Below are 16,774 nucleotides of genomic sequence, written 5' to 3'. Positions count from 1 at the left end.
GCCCTACGGTGAATGCGCTTTCACCACGCGAGGAGGACGGATGGCCGGCCGGTGAGTGCCCCCACGGTGTACGACGTCGCCGAGCGCGCGGGCGTCTCCATCGCCACGGTGTCGCGGGTGTACCGCAACCCCGACTCGGTCCGCGCGCAGACCCGCGACCGGGTCCTGGAGGCCGCCCGCGGGCTCGGCTACGTGCCGAGCGGCAGCGCGCGCGGCCTGGCCAGCCGGACCACGGGCGTGCTCGGGTTCTGCTTCCCCGACCACTCCGACCCGGACGCGATCGGGACCGAGGACGGCGTCGAGGACGACGACGCCGCCATGCTCTACAGCGACCGGATCATCCGGGGCATGGAGCGGGCGGCCCGGCGACACGGGTACGCGCTGCTGATCGCCGCCTCCCTGAAGGGCGGGCCGCAGACGCTCGTCCACCAGATCGCGGGGCGGGTCGACGGCTTCGCCGTCCTCGCGCGGACCGTGCCGGCCGAAGAACTGGAGGTCGTCTCGCGCCGTCTGCCGGTCGTGATGCTGGCCGGCCCCCGGGAGATCGACCACCTCGACCACATCGAGGTCGCCGACGCCGACGGGCAGCGCGCCCTCACCCGGCACCTGATCGAGGACCACGGGCTGCGGCGCCTGGTCTTCGTCGGCGCGGCCGAGGAGTCGCCGGACGTCGAGGCGCGGTTCGCGGGGTACGCCGCGGCCTGTCGCGACGCCGGGCTCCCGGTGCCGGACGCCCCTGACGTACGGGCGCCGCTGATGACCCAGGCCGAGGGCGCCCGCGCGGCCGAAGCGCTGCTCGACCGGAGCGGCGAGCCGCCGCAGGCGATGGTCTTCGCCGGCGACCAGATGGCGGTCGGCGCGCTCCTGGCCCTGGAGCGGCGGGGCCTGCGGGTCCCCGCCGACATCGCCGTGACCGGCTTCGACGGCATCCCGCTGAGCCGCCTTGTCCGCCCGACGCTCACCACGGTCCGCCGCCCGACGCGCCGCCTGGGCGAAGAGGCCGTCGAGCTCCTCGTCCAACGCCTGGGCGACCGCGAACGCGCCCCGAAGTCCCTGATGCTGCCGGTGACGCTCGCGAAGCGGCAGAGCTGCGGCTGCTGAAGGCGTCGGGCAGCGCCGTCGCCGCGCACCACAGATCAGCCACGCGGTCCGCGATGACGTACGTCTCCCGGCTCACGACGCACGAAGCCCCGCTCCGCCGGGCCCCCGTCGGGGAGGGCCGGCCGGCCACCGAGCCGTACGTCACCGACCGTGGATCCGGACGCCGTCCCGCACCGCCTCGACGTCCCCGACCTCGGAGGCGGGATCGACGGCGAGCGCGGCCTCGTGGCGCTCGCGCCGGTACGCCTCGAACCGCGCCACGGGTACGGGCTCGACCGGCTCAGTGCCAGCCCTCGCGGTAGGCCGCCCAGTCCCCTTCCTCCGCGGCGAAGTCGACGTACAGCGCGACACCGAACCGCTCGCGGTCGTGGTCCGTGCGCCCGAGGCCGAGTCTCGTGCCGCGGATCGCGGCGGCGACGGTCTCCGCGTTCTCGTGGTGGCCGAGGTCGTCCTCATGGAAGAAGGGGAGGCCCATGAGCAGGTCGGTGGATTCGGGCGCCACTTCGAGGGCGAGGGTCGTCTGCTGGGCGACGTAGCCGCCGTACAGGCCCTCCAGCGGCATCCACGTGTCGTACGACATCACCGCGATCTGGTCGACGCGCCGGGCGACCTGCCCGAAGAACTCCTGCGACCACCACTTCTCGCGGCCGGTGAGCGCGCCGTTCACCGTGTGCGCGGCCGGCACCGGGTCGATCTGGTGGGCGGCGACCGAGAGGGGTACCTTCCGGGCCCGGGTCAGCTCCCCCAGGTCGTCGAGGAGCGACAGGTAGTTCCCGTCGTCGGAGAGCAGCGGCTCCAGGTCGAAGTGGACGCCGTCGAAGCCGGCGTCCAGGATCTGCCGGGCCGAGGTGACGACGGCCGCCCGGGATTCGGCCTTGTCCAGGCGCAGTCCGTCGGGTCCTTCCGTGGCGAGGACGTCGCCCAGCCACGCCTGCACCCGTATCCCGGGCATCGTGCGGTGGACCGCGTCGATCAGCCACTTCGCCCGGGGGTACTTGGCCGCCGGCAGGGTGCCGTCGTGTCGCAGCGGTCCGGCGTGGACGTACAGGTCGCGGATCCCGGTGCCCTTGATCCGCTCCGCGAAGGCGGCGAGGTCGGCGTCCTGCTTCCGCCCGTCGACCCAGGCGTGGCCGAGCCAGATGGCGTCCTTGCCCCGGGTCCGCGCGTCCTCCCTCACGTCTCCCGTGTAGGTGAGGCGCAGCGCGATCGCGCCGGTGAGCAGGGGCACGACGAGCAGCAGGACCAGCCCGAGGACGAACCATCGTCCCCGCCGCCATATGCCTCTCAACCGTCCGTTCACCCGAGTCCCCCAAGAGCCGTCGTGTCACTGGCGCCACCGTAGAGGCGGCCACAGACAGTGACGCCGGACGGCCTCGAACGGTTTCCGAATGGCATCGGCCCGGTCGCGGAGCCGCATACCCGGACATAACCTCCCACTTGTGACGCGAATAGCCACCCGAACCCTTCTCGCGGTACTGGTGGCGGCGTGGTGGCTCCTCGTACCCGCCGTTCACCGTGCCCACGCCGACGACCCCGTCGTCCTGTCCCGCGAGGGGCAGATCACCGACCGGGTGGGAGCTCTCGGCGACCGCCGCGCCTCCGTGTCCCAGGCCCTCGACCGGCTCTACGACGACCGGCGGGTGCAGCTCTTCGTCGTGTACGTACGGGACTTCTCCGGGCGCTCGGCGCAGAGCTGGGCCGACGCCACCGCGGAGCGCAACGGCCTCGGAGTCGAGGACCTGCTGCTCGCCGTCGCCACTCACGACCGGCAGTACGGCTACTCCGCCGACCCGGACTCCCGCTTCACCCAGGACCAGCTGGACGACGTGGCCCGGACCGCGATCGAACCGCCCCTGCGGCAGAACGACTGGGCGGGCGCCGCCATCGGCGCGGCGAACGGCTACGACGCCGTCCTCGCCGGACTGCCCGTCCCCGCTCCGGCGATCACCCCCGGGCCCGCCGACCCCGGCACCCCGGCCGACGACGGCACCTCGGCGACCGACCTGGTCCTGCCGGTGGTGCTGGTCGGCGGCGCGGGGGCCGTCGCGGCCTACGCGTACACCAAGAGGCGCCGGCGGACCGAGACCCGCACCACCCCGCAGGGCGGCCAGGGCTGGGGCGCGCCGAAGGAGCCCGCGCCGCCGTCCCTGGACGAGCTCGACGGGCAGGCCCGGGTGGCGCTGGTCGCCACCGACGACGCCGTCCGCACCAGCCAGGAGGAGCTCGGCTTCGCGTCCGCGCAGTTCGGCGAGGAGGCGGTGAAGCCCTTCACCGAGGCGGTCGCCTTCGCCAAGGAGCAGCTGACGGCTTCGTTCCGGCTGCGGCAGAAGCTCGACGACTCCTTTCCCGAGGACGACTCGACCCGCCGGGGGATGCTCGACGAGATCCTCCGGCGCTGCGCCGAGGCGGACGCGCGTCTCGATGCCGAGAGCGAGGACTTCGACCGGCTCCGGGCCCTGGAGCGGAACGCTCCCGAGGCGCTGGCCTCGGTCGAGACCGGCTTCCGCGAGCAGACCGGGCGCATGGGCATGGCCGAGGCGGCGCTGACCGCGATGCGCGAGCGGTACGCGGACTCGGCCGCGTCCCCGGTCGCCGGCGACATCGAGCAGGCGAAGGACCGGCTCGTGTTCGCGACGACGCACATCAACCAGGCCCGCCAGCAGATCGACGCCGGGGACAACGGCGAGGCCGCCGTGCACATCCGGGCGGCCGAGGGCGCGGTGGCCCAGGCGGCCCGGCTCGTCGAGGCCGTGGACCGGCGGGCTCAGGAGCTGGCCGAGGCGGTGGGCAAGCTGCCGGGCGCGCTCTCCGAGACGGACGCGGATCTCGCGGACGCGCGTGGCCTGTTGAAGGGGACGGCCGAAGGGGTCTCCACCGCCGATCTCCAGGGCCGGATCGCCCGGGCCGAGTCGGTGGTCGCCGAGGTCCGGCGAGCGGTGGAGGCGGGCCGGTACGACCCGCTCGACACGCTGCGCCGGGTCGAGGAGGCCGACGCGGCGCTCGACGAGGCGCTGGAGGGCGCACGGGAGCGCGAGTCGGGCACTCGGCGCGCCCGTGCGCTCCTCGATCAGGCGATGCTGACGGCCCGCTCGGCGATCGGAGCGGCCGCGGACTACATCACCACGCATCGGGGAGCCGTGGGTTCCGAGGCCCGTACGCGCCTGGCCGAGGCCCAGCGCCGCTGGGAGAAGGCGCGGGTCCTGGCCGACGCCGAGGACCCGCAGGCCGCGCTCGCGGAGGCCCAGCAGGCGGACGCGCTGGCCCGGCGTGCGCAGGACCTCGCCGAGCAGGACGTCCGGACGTATGGGAACCCGAACGGCTTGGGCGGTGTAACAGGGGTGGGAGGAAGTGGTGGCGGCGGGCTCGGCGGTGCCGTGCTCGGCGGCATCATCCTCGGCGGACTGTTCGGCGGGGGAAGGGGAGGCGGACATGGGGGGTTCGGTGGAGGTTCGGGTGGGGGTTTCGGGGGCGGAGGTTTCGGCGGCGGGCCCGGCAGCTTCGGCGGCAGCGGCACGCGCGGCCGGCGGGGCGGCGGCGGCCGGTTCTGAGGACCGCGCGTTCCGTGTCCCCTGTTCTGTCCCTCTCAAGGAGAAGAGCCATGAGCAAGCAGACCGTTCTCGGCCGGGTCACCCAGCTGGCGAAGGCCAACATCAACGCGCTGCTGGACCAGGCGGAGGATCCGCAGAAGATGCTGGACCAGCTGATCCGCGACTACTCGAGCAACATCTCGGAGGCGGAGGAGGCGGTGGCGTCGACGATCGGCAACCTCCGATTGATGGAGCAGGACCACCAGGAGGACGTGGAGGCGGCGAAGGAGTGGGGCGGCAAGGCGCTGGCCGCCAGCCGGAAGGCGGACGAGCTGCGGGCCGGCGGGCAGGCGGCGGAGGCGGACCGGTTCGACAATCTGGCGAAGGTGGCGCTGGGCCGCCAGCTCCAGTCGGAGAAGGAGGCGCGGACGGCGGAGCCGACGATCGCCTCGCAGACCGAGGTGGTGGACAAGCTCAGGACGGGCCTCGACCAGATGAAGGCGAAGCTCGGCGAGCTCCGGGCGAAGCGCGACGAGCTGGTCGCGCGGGCCAAGTCCGCGCAGGCGCAGAACCGCATGATGGACGCGGTGAAGACCGTCGACGTCCTCGACCCGACCAGCGAGCTGAGCCGCTTCGAGGACAAGGTGCGCCGGGAGGAGGCGAAGGCGATGGGCAAGCAGGAGCTCGCCGCCTCCTCGCTGGACGCCCAGTTCGAGCAGTTGGACGCGCTCGGCGACAGCGCGGAGATCGAGGCGCGGCTGGCCGCGCTCAAGGGCTGATCCGGTCCTGGCTCGGGCGGGCGGTGCGGTATGCCGCCCGCCGTGGGTGGCATCGGTCAGAACATGCTGAGGAGCTGTTCCACCGTGGGTTCCGCCGTCCCGTCGCCGTCCGGCAGGGCCAGTTCGAACCAGACGGTCTTGCCGCGCGGGGTGCGGCGGGATCCCCAGGAGGAGCTGAGCAGCCCGACCAGCTGGAGGCCGCGACCGCCCTCGTCGGTGTCCTTGGCCCGGCGGCGCCGCGGCTGGACCAGGCCCGCGTCCCAGACCTCGCAGACGAGGGTGCGGTCGCGCAGCAGGCGCAGCCGGATCTCTCCCTCGCCGTAGCGCAGCGCGTTGGTGACGAGTTCGCTGACGAGGAGTTCGACGGTGTCGACGAGCGGTTCGAGGTCCCAGGCCTTCAGCTGGGCGCGGGCCAGTTCGCGGGCCCGGCCGACCGAGCGGGGCTCCCTGGGCAGCCGCCAGTCGCCCACGGCCTCGCTGGGCAGGCCCTGGATCCTGGCCATGAGGAGGGCGATGTCGTCCTCGCCGTGCCCGGTGTCGAGGCTGGTGAGGACCCGGTCGCAGACGTCCTCGAGCGGGCGGGACGCGTCGGTGAGGGCGCGTCGGAAGGCGCTGAGTCCCTCGTCCAGGGGATGGTCGCGGGACTCGACGAGGCCGTCGGTGTAGAGGGCGAGGAGGGCGCCCTCGGGCAGTTCGACCTCGACCTCCTCGAAGGGCTCGCCGCCGACCCCGAGCGGCATCCCGGGGGGTACGTCGAGCAGCAGGGCCTCCTCGCCGGGTTCGACGAGCAGCGGCGGGAGGTGGCCGGCGTTGGCGAAGGTGCAGCGGCGGGTGACCGGGTCGTACACCGCGTAGACGCAGGTGGCGAGGTAGACCTCGGCGAGTTCGGGGCCCCGGGACTTGTGCGTGCGGGACTGCTGGGTGCCGATGGGGGCGCCGAGGCCGCGGGCGATCTCGTCGAGGTGGGAGAGGACCTCGGCGGGCTCCAGGTCGAGCTGGGCGAGGGTGCGGACGGCGGTGCGCAGTTCGCCCATGGCGACGGCGGCGCGCAGGCCGCGGCCCATGACGTCCCCGATGACGAGGGCGGTGCGGTGGCCGGGCAGTTCGATGACGTCGAACCAGTCGCCGCCGACCTCGGTGGCGGTGGTGCCGGGCAGGTAGCGGCAGGCGATGTCGAGTCCAGCGGCCTCGGGGTCGCCGGGCGGGAGCAGGCTGCGCTGGAGGATGAGGGCCCGCTCGTGTTCGCGGCGGTAGAGGCGGGCGTTGTCGATGCAGACGGCGGCGCGGGCCGCGAGTTCGACGGCGAGGGCCCGGTCGCGCTCCCCGAAGGGCTCGCTGCCCTTGGTCCGGGAGAACTGGACGAGGCCGACGACGGTGTCGTGGGCGACCATCGGGACGACCAGCGTGGACTGGACGAGTTCGCCGTCGGCGCCCGGCACGGTCCGGATCCGTCCGGTCCGCAGCGCTCCGGCGCACGGCGAGTTGAACGGGTAGCGGTGGACGGCCCCGACGTCGATCGGTACGGGTCCGCAACAGCCGCTGCCCGGCCCGTGCCCCTCGTCGGTTCTGAGAGGCGTGTCGGCGACGGCGCTCGCGAAGGCGACCCTGCGGAGTTCGGCGCTGCCTGCCCCGTAGCCCACGTCGTGGGAGCTGCCCCACCTGCCCGGCGGTGCTTCGTCTCCGGTCAGCAGGCCTTGGTAGAGGTCGACGGAGGCGAGGTCGCAGAAGCCGGGTACGGCGACGTCGAGCAGTTCGCGGGCGGTGGCCTCCAGGTCGAGGGAGTTGCCGATGCGGGCGCCGGCCTCGTTGAGGAGGGCGAGGTTGCGGCGGGCGCTGGCGGCCTCGCGGGCGGCGTTGTGGCGGCGGGTGACGTCGATGCCGAGACCGGCGACGCCGATCGGCCGGCCGGAGCCGCTGTGCACGCGGTAGAGGTTGATGGACCAGTGGCGGCGGTCCCGGGCGCCTGGGGCGGCGCCGACGATCTGGAGGTCGGTGACGGACTCCCCGGTCTCCAGGACCCGCCGGAGGGCGCTGGTCATCCGGTCGGCCTCGGACCGGGCGAGGTAGTCGTGGACCGTCCGGCCGCGGTGGTCGTCGGCCGAGCCGCCGAAGACGGTGGCGAAGCGCTGGTTGGCCCGCTTCACGGTGAGGTCGGTACCGAAGAGGAGAAAACCGAAGGGGGATTGGCCGAAAATCGCCTGGGAGGCGGCGAGGTCCGTCTCGATGCGGCGGAGGGCGCGCACGTCGACGACGATGCACAGCGCGGCCCGCTCCCCGGACTCGGTCTCGCTCGGCATGACGTACATCTCGGCGATGCCGTGGGGGCGCTCCTCGCCGGGCATGCGGAAGGGGACGAGGCCCGTCCACTCCTTGCCGTCGAGGATCTCCTTGACCCGCCGATGACCGCGCTCGCGCAGGTCGGCGGGCATGAAGGCCTCGACCGGGTCCTTGCCCCTGGCCTCCTCGGCGCTGACGCCGAAGAGGTCCACGGCTCGCCTGCTCCACTGCTCGACGAGGCCGTCGGGCCCGATCGAGAACGACGCGACCCGGATGTAGTCATAGATGGAGCCGGGCGGGCTGCTCTGCCACACGAAGCCGCTCGCCGTCTCGGATATCTCGCTCACGCGACCGTCCCCTCCAGCTCACCGCACCGGACCGGCCATGCCCGCAGTATTCAATACGGCAGGCCCCGACGGCACGACGTTCACGATCACAGGGTGGTCTCGTTCCCTTCGGGCCGAGTGCCGGTGATCGTTGTCCCACCCTGTTTACTCACCAGGGAGAGCCAGCTCGAACCATACGGTTTTGCCCGTCCTTCCTTTACGGGTCCCCCAGCGCCGTGCGGAACAGGCCACCAGACCGAGTCCGCGACCCCCCTCGTCGTCCGGTCCGGCGGGTCGCTCCGTCGGGGGATCCGGAAGTGGATCCGAAACCTCCACGAGCAGCGCGGGATGCGGGGAGGGCTCGGCTCCGTCGAGCCGGGGGCGGACCAGGCGGACGCCGATGGGCCCGGAGGCGTAGCGCAGGGAGTTGGTCACCAGCTCGCTGACCAGCAGGACGGTCACATCGCCGAGGGCCGCGTCCAGGTCCCACGCCCGCAGGGTCTCGCGGACCGCATGGCGGGCGGTACGCACGGCATTGGCCTCTGCCGGGAAGTTCCACTCGGCACAGTCGCCGTCGGTGTCGATCACACCCGATCACTTCCCCAGCCGTGTGTCAGCAGGAAGGCCCACGTCCCCTTCCAGGGGACCAATCAGGACATACCCGCTATTTGGTGCGGGATATCGTGTCGGGCGCAGCCATGGGCGCACGGTGGCACGAACGGCGTAGAGACTCAGTCGCGCGCTCCGTCGGCGGGAGCCGCCGGGAGCCGCAGCGCGGCCTCGGCGACGGCCGGGCGGTCCTGGTCGAGCCAGTCGACCGTGTCCAGCTCGTGCCGGGCGAGCCAGCGCAGCTCGTCATGGTCCTCCAGCGGGCGGGGCTCACCGGAGAGCAGCCGGGCGGTCCATACCCGCAGGACGTATCCGGGCTTCAGCGGCCACTCGCCGGGGATGCGCTCACCCGGTTCGGTTTCGACGCCGAGCTCCTCGCGCAACTCCCTGACCAGGGCTTCTTCGGGGCTCTCGCCCGGTTCGAGCTTGCCGCCGGGGAGCTCCCAGCGGCCGGCGAGCTCGGCGGGGGCGCTGCGGCGCGCGGCGAGCAGGCGCCCCCGGTCGTACACGGCCCCCGCGACGACGACCACGACACCGGGGTCGGTGCCGTGGTGGCGCTCGTGGGACGCGGTGGGGTCGGTGGTGCGTTCCGTCATGGGCGCGAGCGTAGCCCGGGGCGGGCGGCACCCGTCGGGCTCAGAGAGCCGGGGTGCCGATGCGCTCGACCCAGTAGAGCTGCTTGTGGCCGCGGTCGTCGAGACTGTCCGCGACCTTATGGGCTTCGTCCTTGGTCGCATACCGCCCCACGCGGTAGCGGTTGCCGTTGTCGTCCTGCCGTATGACAAGCCAGGGAAGAACAGCGCCGCTGTCGCTCATCAGGCTTCTCCCTCCGCCGGTCCGGGCATCTCCAACGATCTCCGGGAAACCGCAATCCGCATATGCCGGAGCTTACGCCTGACCTTCACACAGCGGATATGAGTTTGCACAAAGAGATACGGATCGGCCGGTAACTGACGGAGGGAGGCCGAAGCTCACGCCCCGGGGCAGCCTGGGGAACGGTCGGCGGCAGCAGGACGGCGCCGCCGCCCGGCCGGGTTCACGGCGTACAGGCAGGCGCGCTGGGACTCGATGTACGGGGGGTCAGCCGGCGCTTGTCGGCCTCCGTCTTCGCGGGCATGAAGCGCAGCCAGTCGGCCCGCTCGCCGATCTGGGCACGATCGAGGCGCCGATCGTCGTCCGACCGGATCGCGGGGACGGAGGAGGAAGGCAGGAGCCGGGCGTGACGACGCGTCGCGGTCCACGATTGCCGGGCGGCTACACGGCTGACGTGCCGTCACCTCGCGGTCACACCGCCCGGACGGTCGGACCCGCTCATCGGTCGGCGCGCGCGCCCGCGACCCGGGGGCGGGAACACGGCGTGCCGGATCACCGGACCGGCAGGTGGTAAGAGATGCGGTAGCGGTCGGCCGGCACCACGACGTCCGCCGTCTCGACGGCCCGCCCCGACGCGTAGTACGTCCGCTCGACGACCATCACCACATGGCCCGGGACCCCGCCGAGCACGAGGAGCTCCTCGGCGAGGCCGGGGCGGGCGCCGACCTCCTCCACCACGTTGTCCACGACCACGTCGATCGCCGCCATCCGCTCGACGACACCGCAGCCGCCCAGCGGGCCCTCCTCGGGCAGCATCACCGGCGACCGGCCGGTGACCGCGAGCGGCTCCCAGGAGGTGGAGACCATCATGGGCTCGCCCCCGTCCCGGTACACGTACCGCGTGCGCATCACCCGCTCCCCCGGCTCGATGTCGAGCCGGGCGGCCACTTCGGGGCTCGCCGGCTCCTGCTCACTGCTCGACTCCCAGGTCCCCCGGGCCCCTTCGGCCGCCTGCTCCTGCCGGAACGGGGTGGCGCCGGACGCCGGGCGGTAGCCGGAGCGGGCGATCCGGCGCGGCACCGGGCGCTCCCGCACGTACGTCCCCGAGCCGGAGCGGCCCTCCACGAGGCCCTCCGCCATGAGCACCTTGCGGGCCTCCAGCGCGACGGTGTCCGACACCCCGTACTCCTCGCGGATGCGCGCCTGCGACGGGAGACGGGTGTGGGGCGGAAGCGAGCCGTTGGCGATCTTCTCCCGCAGATCGCTCGCCACGCGCAAGTAGGCGGGCTGCTCACCGAATGTCACTGGACACTCCCCTCAGGTTGACTGACAGCTACAGAGTGACAACCGAGGGTCGCGATCCGCAAGCATGGGCCAAAGTTTCACTCGAAGTGATGACGCGCCGGTCGCAGGCCTTGCTACCCACGGTCACCGGGAGTACGTGACGCTCGGACGGCGTCGCACCCCTTGACCTCTATTGGTACAGACCAATACGTTCCTGCCTGCACGGCCCCTCATGTACGGCCCCTCATGTACGGCCCCTCATGTACGGCCCCTCACGCACGGGCCCTCCACCTCGCACGCGCCATCCCGCCTCGCACAGGAACGAGCCCATGCGCCCCAGAGCCCTGACCAAGCTGACCTTCGGCGCCGCAGCCGCGGCCACCCTCGGCCTCCTCGCCACCCTGGCCCCCACGGCCGACGCGCACCAGCCCTCCCCCTCGCCCACCCACGCGCTGAAGCGCATCGGGTACTTCACCCAATGGGGCATCTACGGGCGGGACTTCCAGGTCAAGGACCTGGAGACCAGCGGTACCGCCGCGAAGCTCAGCCACATCAACTACGCCTTCGGCATCGTCGGTTCGAACGGCAAGTGCCTCATGGGCAACGTGCCCGGCTCCGACCCGTGGGCCGACTACGTCCGCCCCGTCGAAGCAGCCGACTCGGTGGACGGCGTCGCCGACACCGCCGAGCAGCCCCTCGCCGGCAACTTCCACCAGCTGCGCGAGCTGAAGGCGAAGAACCCCGGCCTCAAGGTCATGATCTCGCTGGGCGGTTGGAGCGGATCGGCCCACTTCTCCGACGCCGTGCGCACCGACGCCGGCCGCAAGACGCTGGTCGCCTCCTGCATCGACACGTACATCAAGGGCAACCTGCCCGCCGACGGCGCCCGCGGCGGCGCCGGAGCCGCCGCCGGCCTCTTCGACGGCATCGACCTGGACTGGGAGTGGCCCGGCTCGGACGGTGCCCCCGGGAACGTGATCCGCCCCGAGGACAAGCCCAACTTCACCAAGCTCGTACGGGAGTTCCGCACCCAGCTCGACGCCTACGGGCGCTCACTGCCCCAGCGCAAGCGCTACGACCTCAGCGCGTACGTGCCCACCGCCCCCGCCAAGATCGACGCGGGCTTCGAAGTCGCCAGGATCATGCGGGACTTCGACTTCGTGAACCTCCAGGGATACGACTTCCACGTCTCCGGCGAGACGACGACCGCCCAGCAGTCCGCGCTCTTCGCCAAGAACGACTGGAGCGTCGACGGGACCGTGAAGTCCTGGCTGCGGCGCGGCGCCCCGGCGCACAAGCTCGTGGTCGGCATGCCCTTCTACGGCCAGGGCTGGACGGGCGTCACCGGCGGCGGCGACGGCCTCGGCCAGTCCGCCACCGGGCCCGCCCCCGCCACCTGGGCCGCCGGCTCCGAGGACTACAAGCACCTCAAGAAGCTCGCCGACTCCGGTACGTACACGCTCCACCGCGGCTACCGGAACGGCCACGCCTGGCTCTTCGACGGCACGACCCTCTGGACCTACGACGACCCCACCGTGCTGCGCACCAAGGCGTCCTACGTCCGCCAGCGGGGCCTCGGCGGCGCCATGGTCTGGTCCCTGGACGGCGACACCCCCGACGGTGAGCTGATCACCGCGATCGACCGGGGCCTGACCCGCCGCTGAGACACACGCGGGGCCGGGCCTCCCGAGGGAGACCCGGCCCCGTTCCCGCGCCCGTACCCGGCGCCCCAACCCGTGCCCGTCCCGGCGCCCCCAACCCGTACCCGTACTCGTACGCCTTCCGTCGCCCGTCAGGCCGAGCTGCTCGGGCCCTCTTCCACCGGCGGCGTGTCCGTCAGGCCGAGCCCGGTCCGCGCCTTCGCGCCCAGGTTCTCGGGCACGGCGTACCAGGCCGTGTCGTACGCCTCCCAGTAGGCGTCCGCGTCGGCCGCGCCTGCCAGCTTCCGCCACTGCTTCGCGGCCGCGTCGAGCTCCTTGCCGAGCGCCGCGACCGGGGCCGTGGAGGCGCCGGGCCAGTAGTGCTTCCCCAGGCCGGCGCGCGCCCCCTCGATCGCCGCCAGCATCTCCCCGGCCCACGCCTTGTTGGCCGCGAAGTCCTCGTCGGGGTCGTCCTCCGGCTCAAGGGAGCCGACCTTCTCGATCGGGTTGACGGACTTCAGGAAGTGCTCCTGGTCGGCGGTCAGCGTGCTCGCGTCGGACCGCACCGAACCGGTGAAGGACCCTTCCTCGCTCGCGAACGCGCAGGTCACGGTCCGGTCGCCGAGGCGCCAGCTCTGGCCGGTCGGCATGTAGTAGTACACCCACACGTCCACGGGGACGGCCCAGGTGTCCAGTGCGTACGCGGAGTTGATCGTCTCGCAGCGCTTCTCCGCCACCCCGTCGATCTCGGACTCGCCGGGCCACTTGCTGCCGTAGCCGGTGAGCTTGAAGCTGCCGGTGACCTCGCCGTCGTGCGGCTTCGCGCAGTCGACGATCTCGACGTCCGTCGCGTAGTCCTCCAGCTTGCTGTCGTCGCCGAAGCACTGCCCGGTGCGCAGCGCGAACGGGGACTTGGTGCGCGCCGCCTCGTCCACGCCCTCGTTGAAGGCGTCGACGGCCGAACCGATGGCGCCGGTCACGAGACCGACGACGAGCAGCAGGCAGCTGACGGCGGAGAGGACGATGCCCGTGATCGCGAGCCCCTTGCCCGTCTGGTCCTTCTTCCTGATCTGCGGGAGGGCGATCAGGCCGAGGACCAGTCCGAGGGGTGGAAGGCAGCAGACGATGCCGGCGACGAGGGAGCCGACGGCGAGCCCGTTGGTGGAACGCAGGGGCTGCCCGTAGGGCCCGAGGCCGGGAGGACCGGGCATGCCGGGAGGACCGGGCATCCCGGGCGGGCCGCCGTAGGGACCGGCCGCGTACGGGCCCCCCGGGGAGGTGTACGGGCCGGGGGCGGGCCAGCCCTGCTGCTGCGGGCCCTGGGGCGACGGGGGCTGCTGGGGCGGCTGGGTCGGCTCCACGGCTGACGTGCTCCTGTTGGGGCGGCTTTGGGTGGCTGATGCGAACAGACGAACGAGCGCGCATCGTACGTGGTCGGCCCCCGCATCCTTCGACCCGGGTACGTCGAAGGGGCGGCCGCCCGCAGGCGACCGCCCCTCACCGTTCAGCTACGAACACGGGCTCAGAACTGCAGGCCCCACGAGTCGATCTTGCCGATGTCGGCGTTCGCGTTGTCCGTGACCCGCAGCTTCCACGTGCCGTTGGCGACCTCCGAGGAGGCGTTCACGGTGTACGTGGTGTTGATGTTGTCCGCGCTGCCGCCGGTGCCGAAGGCCTTCAGCGTGTACGCCGAGCCGTCGGGGGCGATCAGCTGGACCTGGAGGTCACCGATGTAGGTGTGGACGATGCCGACCGGCACCTGGAGGGCGGCGGGGGCGTTGCCCGTGACGCCGCTGACGGTGACGGGGGACTCCACGGTCGCGTTGTCGGCGATGGCGAAGTCCGCGGTGTTCTCGAACTTCGGTCCGGTGGGCGGGGTGGTGCCGCCGCCACCGACGAAGAGCAGCCGGTTCGGGGAGCCGCTGCCGGGGTTGGTGACGACGTTCGGGGTGGCGGCGGTCGTCAGGGCCGTGGAGACCTGCGCCGGGGTCGCCGTCGGGTTGCCGGCGAGGTAGACGGCCGCGGCGCCCGCGACGTGCGGGGTCGCCATCGACGTACCGGAGATGGTGTTGGTGGCGGTGTCGTTGGTGTTCCAGGCCGACTTGATGGAGGAGCCCGGGGCGAAGATGTCCAGGACCGTGCCGTAGTTGGAGAAGCTGGAGCGGGCGTCGGTGCTGGTCGTGGAGCCGACCGTGATGGCCTCCGCGACGCGCGCCGGCGAGTAGTTGGAGGCGTTGGAGCTGTCGTTGCCCGCGGCGACGGCGTACGTGACGCCCGAGGCGATCGAGTTGCGGACGGCGGCGTCGAGGACGGTGTCGACGCCTCCGCCGAGGCTCATGTTGGCGACGGCCGGCTTGACGGCGTTCCGCGTCACCCAGTCGATGCCCGCGACGACCTGCTCGGTCGTGCCGGAGCCGGAGTTGTCGAGGACGCGGACGCCGACGATCTTGGCCTTCTTGGCGACGCCGTGGGCCGTGCCGCCGACGGTGCCGGCGACGTGCGTGCCGTGGCCGTGGCCGTCCTGGGCGGTGTTGTCGTTGTCGATGGCGTCGTAGCCGTTGGCGGCGCGGCCGCCGAAGTCGCTGTGGCTGATGCGGACACCGGTGTCGATGATGTACGCGGTGACGCCCTGGCCCGCGGTGTCCGGGTAGCTGTAGCTCTGGTTCAGCGGGAGGGCCTTCTGGTCGACCCGGTCGAGGCCCCAGGACGGCGGGGAGGGCTGCGTACCGTCGATCGTGAAGACGCGGTTCTGCACGACGGACTTCACGGCGGGGTCGGCCGCGAGCTTCCTCGCCTGCGCCTCGGAGAGCTCGACGGAGTAGCCGTTGATCGCCGAGGTGTACGTCCGCTTGATCTTCGCGCCGAACTTGGCGGCGACCGCCCGGCCCTTGGCGGTCTCCGCCTGCGCGGACTCGTCGAGGGTGACGATGTAGCTGCCCGCGATGGTGCCTTCGGCTCCGGCGTTCTCGATGACGCCCTCCGCGGCGGCCGGCGAGGCGGCGGCCGGGAGGGTGGAGGCGGAGCCGAGGGCGAGGGCTGCGACGGCGATGGCCGCGGCGGTGGCTATTCGGCGACGTGAGTCACGCATCACTGACATGTGAGGGGTCCTCCTCATTGGTGGTGCGTTGCTGTGGGGGAAGGCATGAACATGACAAGACGACGCGAGATGTCCGCGCCGTTCCGCATGTCCGGCTGCCGAGCGAAAGATTGACGGATCCATAGGAATCACACAAGGGTCATGCCGTACCCGACACACCCGCGTCACACGGCTGCCATCCTGGGCCCCGTGACCGCCTACGTGTGCTCCCGGTGCCGTGTCCACTCCCCCACGGACGCGCTCACCTGGTGTTGTCCGACGTGCCGAGGCCCCTGGGACCTGGACTTCACGCCGCCACCGCCATCCCTCCCGCCACTCGCGTCCCTCGCGTCACGTGTGAATTCCTTGTGGCGGTACGCGGAGGCACTGCCGCCGATGCCGTACGGACCCGAGGTGACCCTCGGGGAGGGCCGCACGCCGCTCGTCCCCCTCACGGAGTCGGTTTCGGCCAAACTCGACTTCCTCATGCCGACGCTGTCCTTCAAGGACCGGGGCGCGGTGATGCTCGCCGCGCACGCCCTGCGCCTGGCGCGCGCCGGGGCCCTCGACCGGGTCGTGGCCGACAGCAGCGGCAACGCGGGCACGGCGATCGCCGCGTACGGCGCGCGGGCCGGGCTCGACACCCTCGTGTACGTACCCGAGGGCACGTCCCCGAAGAAGCTGGAGCAGATCAGGGCGCACGGAGCCCGCGTCGTCGAGGTGCCCGGCGACCGCGAGGCCACCGCCCGGGCGGCCCGCGAGGCCGCCGACGCGCCCGGCACGTTCTACGCCTCGCACGTGTACAACCCGTACTTCCTGCACGGCACCAAGACCTACGTGTACGAGCTCTGGGAGGAGCTCGGCGGCCGGCTCCCCGACACGATCGTCGTCCCCGTCGGCAACGGCACGCTGCTCCTCGGCGCCGCCCTCGCCCTCGGCGAACTGCGCCGTCAGGGCCTCACGGACACCCGGCCGGCCCTCGTCGCCGTCCAGGCCGAGGCCGTCTCCCCCCTGGCGACCGCCTTCCACGCGGGCGCGGACGACATCAGCGCCCCGGCCCCTTCCCGCCCCACCCTCGCCGAGGGCATCGCGATCCCGGCGCCGCCCCGAGCCCGCCAGATCCTCCGGGCGGTACGCGGGACGGGCGGCACGTTCCTGACGGTGACGGACGACCAGATCCGCACGGCACAGCGGGACCTGGCGGCCCGCGGGCTCTTCGTCGAGGCCACCGGCGTGGCCTGCTGGGCGGCGGTCGCCGCCGCCCAGCAGCGCCCCGGCCTCACCGTGGTGCCGCTGTGCGGGGCGGGCGCGAAGACGGGGCCGGCGCGCTAGGGCGTGTGCG

General features: G+C 72.5%; 13 protein-coding genes. 5 read left to right on the top strand and 8 right to left on the bottom strand.

The window, feature by feature from the left end; all coding sequences use genetic code 11:
* Positions 1-12: 12 nt before the first annotated feature.
* A complete protein-coding gene (locus ACFWWU_RS11540) occupies positions 13-1,101 on the top strand; it encodes a LacI family DNA-binding transcriptional regulator (RefSeq protein WP_384142530.1) in 1,089 nt (362 codons plus the stop codon).
* A 280-nt stretch (positions 1,102-1,381) separates the two neighbouring features.
* Here ACFWWU_RS11540 and ACFWWU_RS11535 read toward each other — a convergent pair whose 3' ends face one another.
* Positions 1,382-2,389: a hypothetical protein gene (locus tag ACFWWU_RS11535; RefSeq protein ID WP_384142527.1), complete on the bottom strand. Its 1,008-nt coding sequence runs from the start codon at positions 2,387-2,389 to the stop codon at positions 1,382-1,384.
* A gap of 151 nt (positions 2,390-2,540) precedes the next feature.
* Here ACFWWU_RS11535 and ACFWWU_RS11530 point away from each other — a divergent pair, with 151 nt between their 5' ends.
* A complete protein-coding gene (locus ACFWWU_RS11530) occupies positions 2,541-4,649 on the top strand; it encodes a TPM domain-containing protein (protein ID WP_384142524.1) in 2,109 nt (702 codons plus the stop codon).
* A gap of 50 nt (positions 4,650-4,699) precedes the next feature.
* Entirely contained in the window at positions 4,700-5,407 is a 708-nt protein-coding gene (locus ACFWWU_RS11525) for a PspA/IM30 family protein (protein ID WP_384142521.1), read from the top strand.
* A gap of 56 nt (positions 5,408-5,463) precedes the next feature.
* Here the strand turns inward: ACFWWU_RS11525 and ACFWWU_RS11520 are convergent, their stop codons facing one another.
* The 5 genes from ACFWWU_RS11520 to ACFWWU_RS11500 all read right to left on the bottom strand — a co-directional run bounded on the left by ACFWWU_RS11520 (position 5,464) and on the right by ACFWWU_RS11500 (position 10,737).
* Positions 5,464-8,031 carry a SpoIIE family protein phosphatase gene (locus ACFWWU_RS11520; RefSeq protein WP_384142518.1) on the bottom strand — a complete coding sequence of 856 codons (2,568 nt, stop codon included), beginning with the start codon at positions 8,029-8,031 and terminating at the stop codon, positions 5,464-5,466.
* Positions 8,032-8,175: 144 nt separating this feature from the next.
* Positions 8,176-8,598, bottom strand: a complete 423-nt coding sequence (locus ACFWWU_RS11515) for an ATP-binding protein (protein ID WP_384142515.1) — start codon at positions 8,596-8,598, stop codon at positions 8,176-8,178.
* A 143-nt stretch (positions 8,599-8,741) separates the two neighbouring features.
* Positions 8,742-9,215, bottom strand: a complete 474-nt coding sequence (locus tag ACFWWU_RS11510; protein WP_384142512.1) for a (deoxy)nucleoside triphosphate pyrophosphohydrolase — start codon at positions 9,213-9,215, stop codon at positions 8,742-8,744.
* Positions 9,216-9,255: 40 nt separating this feature from the next.
* The gene (locus ACFWWU_RS11505) at positions 9,256-9,435 is read right to left on the bottom strand and encodes an SPOR domain-containing protein (RefSeq protein WP_384142510.1); all 180 of its coding nucleotides are present in this window, start codon (positions 9,433-9,435) and stop codon (positions 9,256-9,258) included.
* A 549-nt stretch (positions 9,436-9,984) separates the two neighbouring features.
* The gene (locus ACFWWU_RS11500) at positions 9,985-10,737 is read right to left on the bottom strand and encodes a GntR family transcriptional regulator (RefSeq protein ID WP_384142507.1); all 753 of its coding nucleotides are present in this window, start codon (positions 10,735-10,737) and stop codon (positions 9,985-9,987) included.
* A 308-nt stretch (positions 10,738-11,045) separates the two neighbouring features.
* On the opposite strand from ACFWWU_RS11500, the gene ACFWWU_RS11495 reads away from it, so the two are divergent.
* Positions 11,046-12,380, top strand: coding sequence for a glycoside hydrolase family 18 protein (locus ACFWWU_RS11495; RefSeq protein ID WP_384142504.1), 1,335 nt, complete (start codon positions 11,046-11,048; stop codon positions 12,378-12,380).
* Between the two features lie 128 nt (positions 12,381-12,508).
* On the opposite strand, the gene ACFWWU_RS11490 is transcribed toward ACFWWU_RS11495, so the two are convergent.
* Both ACFWWU_RS11490 and ACFWWU_RS11485 read right to left on the bottom strand, forming a co-directional pair.
* Positions 12,509-13,717, bottom strand: a complete 1,209-nt coding sequence (locus ACFWWU_RS11490; protein ID WP_384142501.1) for a DUF4190 domain-containing protein — start codon at positions 13,715-13,717, stop codon at positions 12,509-12,511.
* Positions 13,718-13,878: 161 nt separating this feature from the next.
* Entirely contained in the window at positions 13,879-15,453 is a 1,575-nt protein-coding gene (locus tag ACFWWU_RS11485) for a S8 family serine peptidase (RefSeq protein ID WP_384142498.1), read from the bottom strand.
* A gap of 141 nt (positions 15,454-15,594) precedes the next feature.
* Here ACFWWU_RS11485 and ACFWWU_RS11480 point away from each other — a divergent pair, with 141 nt between their 5' ends.
* Positions 15,595-16,764, top strand: coding sequence for a pyridoxal-phosphate dependent enzyme (locus ACFWWU_RS11480; protein WP_384142495.1), 1,170 nt, complete (start codon positions 15,595-15,597; stop codon positions 16,762-16,764).
* Positions 16,765-16,774: the final 10 nt, after the last annotated feature.

The organism is Streptomyces sp. NPDC058650 (assembly GCF_042717315.1).
GTDB lineage: Bacteria > Actinomycetota > Actinomycetes > Streptomycetales > Streptomycetaceae > Streptomyces.
Note: the sequence above shows the minus strand (reverse complement) of the source record. Positions and strands in the feature narration are given on the sequence as shown.